This is a genomic window from Paraburkholderia sp. GAS41, from assembly GCF_050436545.1.
In the GTDB taxonomy this organism is placed as follows: domain Bacteria; phylum Pseudomonadota; class Gammaproteobacteria; order Burkholderiales; family Burkholderiaceae; genus Paraburkholderia.
Genome location: NZ_JBNDMK010000054.1, coordinates 1 through 11,510, shown reverse-complemented (window position 1 = coordinate 11,510; position 11,510 = coordinate 1). Strand labels below are relative to the sequence as shown.

Sequence of the window (11,510 nt, the reverse complement as noted above, 5' to 3'; positions counted from 1 at the left end):
TGTGTCCTCCGGGCAGCGCGGACTCTTAAAAGTCAAACGATACAGGCGATACGGGGTCGCCCGCCTTCCCCGCCGATTCGTTCGTAATGTCGATGTCGGAATATTGTCAGGCTCTGGAGTCACCTCGATCACAGCGAAACCAGCCAGCCGCCTTACCTCCGCGTAGCGGAGGTCATTGTTGAGAACCGGCGCGTCGCTGGCGAGCCTCGGATGGAATCTGATTTCAGTATATTTCCTCTGATAAGGGGAGCCCAAGACTTGAACGGTGTCGAACGCTCGGCTCAGCATCGGAGGTACTCTTGAAAGAACGCAACGGTTCGCCCATTTGTCCGCGACGTGTCGTCAGCGTCGCAATGTGCGCCATAGTGCCGGGCAAGTGCGTGCGAGCTGCTGGACAAGAATGGATTACACGTCTCGCCGCGCCGCGCCGCGCCGATTGTGCCCGCGCGTCAGGAAAGGATAGCGCTGGCACCTTCAGAATGCTAGATAGCACGCGCGCGTACGGCATCGAGAAGCTCATGGAAAGCGGGGAGTTCGACGACATCGCGGTCCCACGCCACGTTCTTTTGCTCGCTCTTCACGAACCTGTGTCTTTTCGAGCGCCCACGGGCATTCTTGACCCGCCAGCGATCGACCGTCGCGTGCTGGACGATGTACGCAGCGCGGTGGACTGGTCGTTTGGCGAAACGGGCAGTCCAGCGTTGGGCATCGCGTTGACGTAGTCCGGGGCACCACTTTTTTTACCAGTGCTCGCGTTTTTGACGAATTCCAGGTTCGCGTCCAATTGGCGTTAAAGTTCGTGCACTAGGGTGGGATCGCCGAAGCAGACGCTCAGTATCGGTTGCAGCTTGCCTTTGGCCCACGCCGATTTCTTGAGTCAGGGTTTCGAGCGTGGAGTTGCGCCCAAGGCGTTCCAAACCGCGCTCGCCCTTGCTGGGAAGTTCGACGATAAGACAAGAGATATTGAGGCTCTGTACGGGACTATCGTCATGACGGTGATGGCAGGAGACCACAGGGAGGCAGATGAGTGCACCGGGCGGCAGCTGAAGTTGACGAAAGCGATGCCAGCCGAGCTACCGCTTTACCATCCACGCTAAGCGCCCCGTCCAACTGTCAAGGCTCTATCGGGAACGCTCTGGCTATTGGGCTACGTCGACGATGCGGTTGAGGTCGCTGCGCAAAGTGTCGAAGAGGCTATGAGGCTCGACCACAGGCTGGCGTTGTGCTGCGCACTGGCCTCCGGCCCATGTCCGGGCGCCCACTGGAGAGGCGACATTAGTGAAGCAGGCAGAATGCTATGCCTATGCGCTGCCAAAACAAGAGACTGGTATAACCCCATTTCTGATAGCGATTCGACCATCTTGCACCCTCCTCTCACGAGATATTGGCGACCGCGAACGGCCGCTTTCTTACACCCAGCGTTGTAGACAGAGGAAAGTCCGGGAAAGCTGGATACAGCACCGCCGAGATCTATCGTGCTCTCGGATAAACCTGTGGGCTAGTGGGACAACATCGTGCGCCGCATCAGTGGGTTTGTCCGACACGGCAATTGCTACAGCGCAGTGACAAGATGCGCTGGCGTGGGAGTTGCGTGCGTCCACGAGCCTCGCGAAGCTAAAACATCTGACCGGCAGAGTTTAGGAAGCAAAAAACCTCCTTTGTGCTGCAATTAATCAGATGAAACAGGGGCACACCACACGGGATTACAGAACCGCGATATCCCTATACTGCCCCAAATGCGAGGCCACGCCGCCTGATCTATCGTCGTCGAACTGCGTCAGACGTCATCGCCGGTGGACTCATGCCATGTGAACAGTTGTCAGTATGGTTTTGGCATTCGGAGCTTCCGATGCGATAGGAAATTTTAAAGAGATAGCCTCCGTCGTCTGACAGTGTGAAGGGCACGTAGCCTCTTTTCGCAAGTCCCCTACTTACATTCGATGCCAAGCGGCGCGGCTCGAACCTGCACCTTGACTTCCTTGAAGTGCATACTTCTCGGGATGCGGCAGCACCCGCGTCCCTTCGACTACGTGCTTGCGGGCCGGGTGCTGCCAACGACATCTAAGCCCAAAGCTAGAAGATTTCAGGATTTTTCAGCGTACCAAGAGGAGATGACGTTATCGCGCCGCTATGCTCGATACATATCCCGCTCGGCCGGCATGCTCATACGAGGAGCGATCATGAAAATACTACGAAACGATTTCCGATTTGGAGCGCCGAGGCGATGTGAACTCGACGACGACCATGCGTGACGCGATCATGCACGCGGCTCCGTTCGCTAAACGCACTACCTGAGTGCGCTTTCAGCATCGAGCGAGTCGCCGCATTATCCAAGATCCGCCTCACCGGAAACTCACCTTGAGGTCTTACTAACTGGTCGGCCGTATGCCGCCTAACGAAATTACAGTAGCACTATGGAAACACCATCAGTCCGTAGGCGGATTCTCAACCACACAATCCCCCTGATCATGGCACGTGGCTACAACGGCTTTAGTTATCGAGACCTTTCGGAGCTAGTTGGTGTTAAGACATCGAGCATCCACTACTACTTCCCGTCAAAGGACGATCTTGTGCTCGAGGCCGTGAACGAGTACAGCAACAATGTGCTCAACTCCATCCAGGCGATTGATGCTGCATTGCCTGCGGAAACGCAGCTCGCTAAATACGCGGAGTTGTTCGACAGCACAGTGATTGACGGAAATCAGATCTGCCTATGCGGCATGCTTGCCGCGGACATTGGATGGTTGCCAGAGAGCGTTCGACTTGCATTGCAGACATTCTTCATGGCTAACGAAGATTGGCTGGCGAAGGTGCTAAGACAAGGACTCGAGGAGCGGCCGTTCGCCGTCAATGGTACGCCGGACAGTGCGGCCCGTATGCTCTATGCCGCATATCAAGGTGGTATGCTGGCTAGTCGCTTGTTTCGAACAGAGACGCGTCTCAAAGAAATCCAAGCGGCATGCAAGATCATGACTTAGTGCAGCACAATAGAGCGCCTCGCCTTTTGCTGCTCACGCTGTGCTTCTTTGCGTTGATTGTGGTGCATCTGGGGACGGCGCTTATGCATGCGCTGGTCAGGCGTGACGGTGTCGTTCAGGCGATGGCGCAATGGCAGCGATGTAGCGAAACACGCCCCTCGGGCGACTAACAACCCGGGCACATAAGTCTCGACGGTCAGGATCGTCGAACGTAAACCTGATGGGAAGAGATACACCGAAGAAGCGCCCATAAAGCCTCGCTCAGACGGGCGCCGGATTGCTCGGCCCACTTGGTGCGGGCATCCGGGTAAAGATGCACTGCGTATCGTTCAAAGACCCCGGGTCAGAAACTGATGCGAAGGTTCTAGCCTTAGCCGTTGAGCATCCGCCGCACAGTGGGCTGCACAACCGATCGGGTCATTCGCACCAGCCCGAACGAATGCGCGAGAATGTGATGCGACGCTTCAAATCGGTTCGCCAGCTTCGATGACTTGGGTCCGGTCAAGGAAACAAATTGCCAATCTATCCGTAAAGTTGCCGTTACAACTCAAACGGGAGGTTCGTGTCGAGGAGATTGTTGCGCGGAAAAAAGCTTCGTGCACTTACGACTGCGTGAAGTCATCGCGGCCAATCCCGGCACCCGTGCTCGTCCGTCTGCCGAACAAGTTAGCAGCTCCACCGGTGCCCTGCTTCGTCTAATATAAGGAACCCGAATCAGCCGTGCGAATACCCGCTCCCCGTCGCGGATCATCTGAATGGTTGCGATGACTGCGCGAGGACTGTTGACAGGTTCAGTGGAGCACTATTTAGCAACGCGTTGTATCGATCCAGCTCAGAGTGCGGAACGGACTCAACATGGACATATTGCACAACATGCGCGTGTTCACCGGTGTCGTCAATGCGGGCGGCTTTACAGCTGCTGCGTCAGGCATGGGTATCACGACGGTACATGCGTCTCGGGCCGTGGCCGAATTGGAAACGCATCTCAATGCCCGTTTGCTAAACCGAACCACACGTCGCGTTTCACTGACCGAGACCGGGGCACGCTTCCTCTCAAGATGCGAGCAGATACTGGAGGCTGTTGATCAGGCAGAGGCCGAAGCGCGGGATGCCTTGTTTCGTCCTTCAGGAAAACTACGGGTACACGCTATGGGCAGTTTTAGCCAGCGCTACGTGGTGCCAGCAGTAGGTAGGTATCAGCAACTCTATCCGGATGTGAGGATTGAACTTACTTTGACGCAGCGCATACCAGACCTTATCGAAGAGGGATACGACGTTTCTTTGGTCGCTTCGACGGGGTTGGAGGATTCTGGTCTGATCTCTCGCAGATTGGGAACCGCGTTCAGTGTTGTTTGCGCTTCTCCGGAATACCTCATGAAGCACGGCGTTCCGCAGTGCCCCGAGGAGCTACTCGATCATACCTGTCTACAGATTGAATCGCCAGTTTTTCGGTCGGGCGTATGGACATTACGTCGAATGGACGACATCGAGAACGTCGAACTTGGGCTGTCGACATTCAAGGTCAATGTCGCGGATGCCATGGTCGTCGCCGTAGAGTCCGGATTTGGAATTGGCTTGATTCCCATGTACACGGCAATGGATGGTCTGTCGTCTGGCGAACTGACGCGAATTCTGCCCGATTACATGTCTCAGGAAATGGGCATATATGCTATGTATCTTTCCCGCGAATACCTGGACGCGAAGATTCGAACGTGGGTTGACTTTCTACTTGAAGAAATGCCAAAAAGGCTCGCGGAGGATAGTGCGAAGCTTCGTTCCGGGTGGCCTGTACAGTCTGGGGTGGCGTTGAGCATAGTTCCAGAGTAGTAGAGGGATCGCTGCGCCGCTTGGCACGGTAACAGCCAACTGTTACGCGCTTACTACCTACGTGCCCACGTCATCAAGACAAACTCATAGTCTGTGCCATGCATCCTACAAACTCAAACAGAGGCAGTCGCATCGGCGTTGCACCTTTGCTGTTTGGCTCTTCGCAATCACACGGCTACCCTGGGTAATGCTCACCCACTAGCTTCAACCATTCTTTCGCGGCGACGGAAAGCGTGGCTCCCTTGCGCCAGACGAAAGCCAGATTCCACTCAAGATCGCGCCCAGCAAGTGCCAATAACTGAACCCCGTCGTTAACATGACGCTCTGCGACAAGTCGCGGGACACACGTGACACCGGCTCCGGCGGCGACCAGCGCGAGTGCGAAGTTCGGATGTGCGCTGTGCGCGACTTCCGCCGGTGTGAACCCATGCGCGCTACATGCTTCGCGAATGCGCCGATTGAGCAGAAAGCCTGCTTCAAGCATTACGAATGGCGTATCGCGCAGTTCGCTGAGTTGGATCCGCTTTCGCTCCGCCAACGGATGGTAGCGGGGTACCGCCACTACAATTGGTGCCTTGAGAATGAACATTGATGCCAGATCAGGCCGTACCGGCAGTAAAGTAGCAGCGACTTCGATTTCGCCGGAGCGTACGGCCTCCTCCAGATCCTCGCTGCCCCGCTCGCGCAGTTCGAAGTCGATCGCGGGAAAACGTTCGTGGTATTGCGCGATCAGATTCGCGAAGATTTCCGCGCTACCCACGGGAGCCAGGCCAATTCTCAATGTGCCTTGGCGCAGGCCGTGCAAGGCATGCAGGTCGGTCATCAGCGCGTCCCGTTCCTTTAACATGGCTTGTGCCCGTCCGTGAACGAGTTCGCCCGCCGCAGTCAGACGCACGCCGACGCCGCGCCTGCCGCGTTCCAGAAGAGTTTCGCCCAGCTCTTCCTCCAGCGTCCGAACCGATTTACTGAGTGCCGGTTGCGATAGAGGAATGGCTTCAGAGGCACGCGCGAAACTGCCGTGTCGAACAATCTCGGTAAAGTAACGCAGGGCTTTCAAATCCATCGACGTTGCCTCCGTCCGGCTTCAGTTTCACCAAAGCGCGATCGCCGCGCGGCGGACGACGCGTGATGTTGACTGTCACCAAACCTGCTCGTTTCTGAAGCCGCACAAGCCCGTGCGCAACCCGACACCCAGCGGCCGTTACTGCATAAACCACCCGTGACTGACTACGAACGACTGCCCGGTCAGCGCGGCACTTGGGAACGAAGCGAGAAACTCTACTGTCTGCGCAATATCTTCGGCGGTCGTGAACACACCGTCGACCGTGCCTCCAAGCATGATGTCCCGAACAACCTCCTCCTCGCTGATGCCCAAGCCGCGAGCCTGTTCGGGAATCTGCTTCTCGACGAGCGGCGTCTTCACGAAACCTGGACAGACGACGTGTGAACGCACGTTATGCGTCGCGCCCTCTTTCGCAAGGACGCGCGAAAGACCCAGCAACCCATGCTTGGCTGTTACATAAGCCGATTTGAGCGGCGACGCCTCGTGCGAATGCACCGATCCGATATAAATCACCACGCCTCCGCGATCGTCGCGATACATGTCGGCAAGCGCGGCCTTGGTTGTAAGGAAGGCTCCGTCCAGATGGATGCCCATCATCTTTCTCCAGTCGGCGAACGCGAACGATTCGATCGGGTTGACGATCTGAATACCCGCGTTGGACACGAGAATGTCGATCGGACCAAGCTCGGCACGCGCGGCGGCGAAGCCCTGCTCGACGGCTTTCTCGTCAGCGACATCCATCTCGACGGCAACCGCGCGACGGCCCATTGCAACGATCTCGGCAACAACGGCGGTAGCGGCCGTGCGATTCAAGTCGGCGACCGCCACGCCCGCGCCTGCGCTAGCGAGGCGCAGCGCGATGGCCTTGCCGATACCGCTGCCCGCGCCGGTGACGAGAGCTGTTTTATTTTCTAGGTTCTGCATTTGGATTCTCCGCGGAACGCTGCGGCGCTCCGATAGGTTTGAGATTGCACCGGCGCGCCTAGCGCTCACGCCGCGGTGTTTTGTCAGGCGTGTTCGAGCACCTTCTTCGCGGGTGTGCGTGTCATGGATTGGCGCTGAGTCTGCTCCCCGACTGGCGCGAGATAGTCGTATACGACTTTACCCAGATCGAGCGTAAGGTCTGCGAGGATATGCGTGCCCGACACAATCTCACGCACCGGCAGATCAGCCACCGGCGCGAGCGCATGAGAGTTGAGTTGAAGGCCGACCGGGCCGGACCATGCACCCTTCACCTGTACGTCAATGCAGCGGTATTCCACGAGTTCAAGTATACGCGGCGAGCCGTCCACGTGCGGCACGATCTTGAGGAGAAAGCCAGGCGCTTCCAACGACTGCTGCGCTTGTCGAGCGTCCACTCGCGAGTGTTTGAATCCCATGCTCGCGGTCGCGACGAGAGACTTGCCGTAGCGAAGCTCGCCGGTCAGCGTATCGCCGTCCACGGCGAGTGTCGGTGTCGCCATCTTCTTTGGAAATCCCCACAGCTCGCGTCCACCAGCGGTCGGTGCATGGAGGTCCAGGTACATCGAGTGAACATACAAACCCTTGCGGCCCTCGAAGGTGACGGGAATGACCTGGCCTGTCTCCGTGTAATTACCGAAGCCTGATGAATCGGGCATGCGGATGAATTCATACTTAACGAGAGGATTATCGACATCGATCTCCAGCGGCTCAGGTACAAGCGCACGCAGGCGGTCAGGATCGGTACGGTAGGTGACGATCAGGAATTCCCGATCGATGAAACGGAACGGACCGCGCGAATACGCAGGGCTCGTAAGGGGCATCGCGTAAGCTTGTGCCCGGATATCACTGACTTTCATGGCAACTTCCTTATCGGCGGCGACGCGGCCTGCTAGGTCGTGCCCGCGCAAATGATTAGTATCTCGAAGGTACGGACAGATTCGCTCTGGTGCAACGATCGCAATCCGCTTCGACAGCAACAAATCTAAGCTAATGTGGGCACCAAATAAAGTGAATGTTTTATCAGGTTTCCATAACCGACGGCTATGTTATCCACCGGCGCCCAGTCGCATCGCGCTGCAATCCTTATGGACTCAGGCACGTGGAAATGTTCACGTCAACATCGTGATCTATGCAAACAGCGGGGATAAGGTTCTCAGCAATGAACGGAAGCGCGTCGGCGCATCTACTAAAGGTGCTCCGGCCGCATCGATGTTCGACCATGAAAACCCAACGTTGAACTGAACGGCACTGACAAAAGGTATGGGTGTCCACGCGGTGAGCGCGAGTGCCACGCGTGAGTTCGAAGATGCATTCTCTAACGCGATGAAGCAACGTGGCCCGCGATTGATCGAATGTGCAATTTAGGCGCAGTTTGATGCGTAGCGTGGCCGCAGTTCCATTGCGCGCCAGTGACATCGCGGCCTGATCCCAGAGAATTTCAGGATTTTTCAGTGCGACAGGAGGCGATTACTTTGCCAGGTAGCTACTCTCCATGCAAGTGCCTTGGCTGGTGCTCTCCCAGCACAAAATTGTCGTTGCGGCCCATGGGATCCCGCCGTGGCGTTTACTCACAGAACCCTGCTAACGTATTGAATTACAAAGAAAATTTACGCGTTCTCCGACGTAAGTTACCGTAAGAAACTTTCTGCCGGGAAGAGTAAAACCGATAATTTAAGCCTGCTGAATGCATACATAGGAGTAGTCCATGTCGCTGCCTCTGTCGGGAATCTCCGTCGTCGAATATAGCAACGGGATGGCGGGTCGATTGACGGGCTTACTGCTGGCGGATCAAGGTGCGACCGTCATCGTTAGCCGTGAAGCCGGACAACCCGATCCCCTGGATGCTTACCTGGATCGCGGCAAGCAAATACATGCCGGTACGGAACCGCTTGGGTCGGCGGGGGCTGACGTGGTAATCCACGACGGCATTGAAAAGGCCGAAAGGATTGGCGAGCAAATTCGTCTATCCATTACAGCAGTCCTTCCGGGCGAAACCGCCTATCCGTTCCCAGACGATGTCGGTGACGACATCCTCAAGGCGGTCTCGGGTTTCTATACCGACCTGGCAATGACCCGACGTCTGCTCGGTGACAACGTTGTCTACACCCCCGTACCGCTGTGCTCAATCTATGCCGGCGTTCTCGGTGCGACGGCAGTCGGTACAGCTCTACTGGACCGCATCCGGTATGGCGCCAGCCGGGATATCGTCATTTCGCGTCTGGCCGCCGGTCTGTCTTCGATCGGCGCGCTCGCATTGGAAGTTGAGGGCATTCCTAAGCACCTGAAGACCGAAACTCTGATTTCGCTGCCTGCCGAGTTGGCTGCGCACGTCGACAAAGCTCGTGCCGACAAGACTTATTTCGAATCTCTCAAACGGCAGCTGAACCCCTTGTTTGCCTGCTACCCGGCCGCCGATGGCCGCCAGGTCATGTTTCTTAGCGTAGTTCATCGTGGATACTCTCGGAGACTACTGGAGAAACTCGGGATTTGGGAGGACGCGCAGTCCTTGGGGATCGTCGACCTCCCCGTCTATGAACCAGCTAACGCTGAATTCTCCGATCATAATATCGCCGTGCCGCAGAATCTGCGTTTGCCGCTTCGCGCCAAATTGGCTGAACTGATTGCCACTGCCGTTGCTCGCAAGCCGGCCGAAGAGTGGGAACGCACCCTTTGCGAGGCCAATGTTCCCTGCGTGATGGTTCGCGATTTCGCCGAATGGCGCGCTTCGGATCATGCAAGACAATCAGGAATCGTGGAAACCGTTACCGGATGCGACTGGCCGCAGCTTGGGCGTGCCGTCCGGCTGGCCTCCGCCAAACCGTATCCGGCTCTCCACGCCAGCACAGCCGGACAAGCGGTACTTTCAGTTTCGGAGTCGGCAACCTCAGGCACGGCGACGAAATCGGCTGTTCCCCTTCCCCTGGCCGGCATCCGTGTCGTCGATCTCGCCAATGTCATTGCCGGCCCCTCGTGCGGCCGAATGCTGGCCGAACTCGGCGCCGAGGTTGTCAAAGTGGATTCTACGCAGCCCGAGCACGTGCCAGTAGTAACCGTGGTCTGGCCGGCTGAGCTCTCTCAAGGAAAGCGAAGCATCCTGCTCAACTTGCGCGATGAAAGTGGGCGAGAAATCCTCCGACGTTTGGTCGCACGGGCTGATCTGGTCGTCTTCAACAAACTCGACCCGGTCATGGCGCGATTGGGTCTCGATCGGGACGGCCTCGCTAAAATCAATCCCGATGCGATCGCCGTGCAACTGAGCGCCTACAAAGGCGAACGGCCGGGCACCCACGACGACTACCCTGGGTACGACCCCCTCTTGCAAGCCGTGACGGGCATCATGACTAGATTCGGATCTTCCGATGCACCCGAGTTGCACGGACTAGCTTCCTGTGTCGACTATCTCACCGGGTACATCGCCGCTTTCGGAGCGATCGTTGCACTCGTCGCCCGCGAACGGCGCCCCGAAGGTGGTGGCGACTGGGTCGACACCTCTCTCGCGAGTGCGTCGAGCTTCATCCAATCCTCGTTCCAGGTAACGCCCGCACCGGTCGGGACGCCGGACTGCCTGCGGAAGGTCAAAGGCGGCTGGATTTGCGTCGAGCCGCCCGATTCTGATATCCCGGGCATCTCCGAACTAACCGTGTCGGAGGCGCTGAACGCCGCCAACTCTGCGGGGGTCATTGCGGCACCCGTACAATCGATCGACGAACTCAAAGCTCGACATCGAGAAAATCCTTGCGCCGACGTCGCCTTCAAGACCGACCACGGTGATCTTCCCGCCTTAAATCTCCGGCCGACCTGGTTCCAGTTCGACGGCTTGCCTTTGCCAGACCTCACACCCGCTCCGGCGCCGGGGGCCAATGCAGAGGAAATCCTCCTCGAATTGGGCTATAGCGCGGAGGACATCGACAAAATGATGTCAAGCGAAGTGGTCGGACAGGTGCTGTGGGGTGGCTCTTGCGCAGCGCTTAAGGCGGCCGGATAGCGATCGCTCCTATCGCCATCACGGTCACATGGAGCAGCGGCCAAAATAAATGGTTCCAACCGATATGCCAAGTCCTTTCACCTAGCACCCATACGTGAGGGCAACCCAGGCTCTTTTGCGCACGCTGCTCGAATATGCTAGCGCCCTGCGATGCTGGAAGGGCGCCAGAAAAAAGAGTCCAAGGATCCCCTTGTTATCGTTTCTGTCGCCAGTACCGCTGTTGACAATTTCGGAGGGGACCTTTGCCGCCGCACGGCGCCATAGTTCTGCCTTCTGTTGCTCGGTGGTCATGAAAAGCGTCTACAGAGCAAGTCGGACACTCTCTGACAGCCAAGCAATGTCTGCAGCTAGCATCTTGCACAGGCAACCCGGCGTGCTATCTAACGGCTCTGCGTACTTGGCGAGTTTAGTATCCGCGGGCAACGGTGATACGATTGCCAGCGATAGACTTATCAAAGTTTGCATTCCATCGGCACGATGCACGAGCAAATTCCCTTGCGTCTCATCGAGCAACGCATGTCGAATTTGATGCGCTGGTGATGAAGGTATCTATCCGGCGCTGCGGCGTCTTTTGCCTCAGTTGAGCCTGACATTGTTCCGACACCGACATTAGGAATGGGTCGACGGGGAAAGTCGCTGCGACGTATTCCCTGAACATTTTCCTTTTCGGGGCCCGCATTGCCCGGAGGACACG

General features: G+C 57.2%; 9 protein-coding genes. 4 read left to right on the top strand and 5 right to left on the bottom strand.

Features of this window, described 5'->3' with window-relative positions:
- Positions 1-299 precede the first annotated feature (299 nt).
- Positions 300-722: a hypothetical protein gene (locus P3T43_RS35085; protein WP_429285579.1), complete on the top strand. Its 423-nt coding sequence runs from the start codon at positions 300-302 to the stop codon at positions 720-722.
- Positions 723-2,414: 1,692 nt separating this feature from the next.
- Entirely contained in the window at positions 2,415-2,978 is a 564-nt protein-coding gene (locus tag P3T43_RS35080) for a TetR/AcrR family transcriptional regulator (RefSeq protein WP_429285578.1), read from the top strand.
- On the opposite strand, the gene P3T43_RS35075 is transcribed toward P3T43_RS35080, so the two are convergent.
- Complete coding sequence (locus tag P3T43_RS35075) at positions 2,975-3,229, bottom strand: hypothetical protein (protein ID WP_429285577.1); 255 nt, start codon at positions 3,227-3,229, stop codon at positions 2,975-2,977. The two genes, P3T43_RS35080 and P3T43_RS35075, sit on opposite strands and share 4 nt — an antisense overlap.
- A 604-nt stretch (positions 3,230-3,833) precedes the next feature.
- Here P3T43_RS35075 and P3T43_RS35070 point away from each other — a divergent pair.
- The gene (locus P3T43_RS35070; protein WP_429285576.1) at positions 3,834-4,805 is read left to right on the top strand and encodes a LysR family transcriptional regulator; all 972 of its coding nucleotides are present in this window, start codon (positions 3,834-3,836) and stop codon (positions 4,803-4,805) included.
- A gap of 175 nt (positions 4,806-4,980) precedes the next feature.
- On the opposite strand, the gene P3T43_RS35065 is transcribed toward P3T43_RS35070, so the two are convergent.
- From P3T43_RS35065 to P3T43_RS35055, 3 genes are all read right to left on the bottom strand, one after another.
- Complete coding sequence (locus P3T43_RS35065; RefSeq protein WP_429285575.1) at positions 4,981-5,868, bottom strand: LysR substrate-binding domain-containing protein; 888 nt, start codon at positions 5,866-5,868, stop codon at positions 4,981-4,983.
- Between the two features lie 138 nt (positions 5,869-6,006).
- On the bottom strand, positions 6,007-6,792 hold the full coding sequence (locus P3T43_RS35060; protein ID WP_429285574.1) for a 3-hydroxybutyrate dehydrogenase: 786 nt from the start codon (positions 6,790-6,792) through the stop codon (positions 6,007-6,009).
- 83 nt (positions 6,793-6,875) lie between these two features.
- A complete protein-coding gene (locus P3T43_RS35055; RefSeq protein WP_429285573.1) occupies positions 6,876-7,688 on the bottom strand; it encodes an acetoacetate decarboxylase in 813 nt (270 codons plus the stop codon).
- 848 nt (positions 7,689-8,536) lie between these two features.
- Between P3T43_RS35055 and P3T43_RS35050 the strand changes: the two genes are divergently transcribed.
- On the top strand, positions 8,537-10,816 hold the full coding sequence (locus P3T43_RS35050) for a CoA transferase (RefSeq protein WP_429285572.1): 2,280 nt from the start codon (positions 8,537-8,539) through the stop codon (positions 10,814-10,816).
- 452 nt (positions 10,817-11,268) lie between these two features.
- Here P3T43_RS35050 and P3T43_RS35045 read toward each other — a convergent pair.
- On the bottom strand, positions 11,269-11,510 hold a 242-nt coding region (locus P3T43_RS35045; RefSeq protein ID WP_429285571.1), incomplete at its 5' end, for a hypothetical protein.

Excerpts from the sequence above, each read along its gene's own strand:
- P3T43_RS35080 (WP_429285578.1), top strand. The coding sequence starts at position 2,415 with ATGGAAACACCATCAGTCCGTAGGCGGATTCTCAACCACACAATCCCC.
- P3T43_RS35075 (WP_429285577.1), bottom strand. The coding sequence starts at position 3,229 with ATGGGCGCTTCTTCGGTGTATCTCTTCCCATCAGGTTTACGTTCGACG.
- P3T43_RS35070 (WP_429285576.1), top strand. The coding sequence starts at position 3,834 with ATGGACATATTGCACAACATGCGCGTGTTCACCGGTGTCGTCAATGCG.
- P3T43_RS35065 (WP_429285575.1), bottom strand. The coding sequence starts at position 5,868 with ATGGATTTGAAAGCCCTGCGTTACTTTACCGAGATTGTTCGACACGGC.
- P3T43_RS35060 (WP_429285574.1), bottom strand. The coding sequence starts at position 6,792 with ATGCAGAACCTAGAAAATAAAACAGCTCTCGTCACCGGCGCGGGCAGC.
- P3T43_RS35055 (WP_429285573.1), bottom strand. The coding sequence starts at position 7,688 with ATGAAAGTCAGTGATATCCGGGCACAAGCTTACGCGATGCCCCTTACG.
- P3T43_RS35050 (WP_429285572.1), top strand. The coding sequence starts at position 8,537 with ATGTCGCTGCCTCTGTCGGGAATCTCCGTCGTCGAATATAGCAACGGG.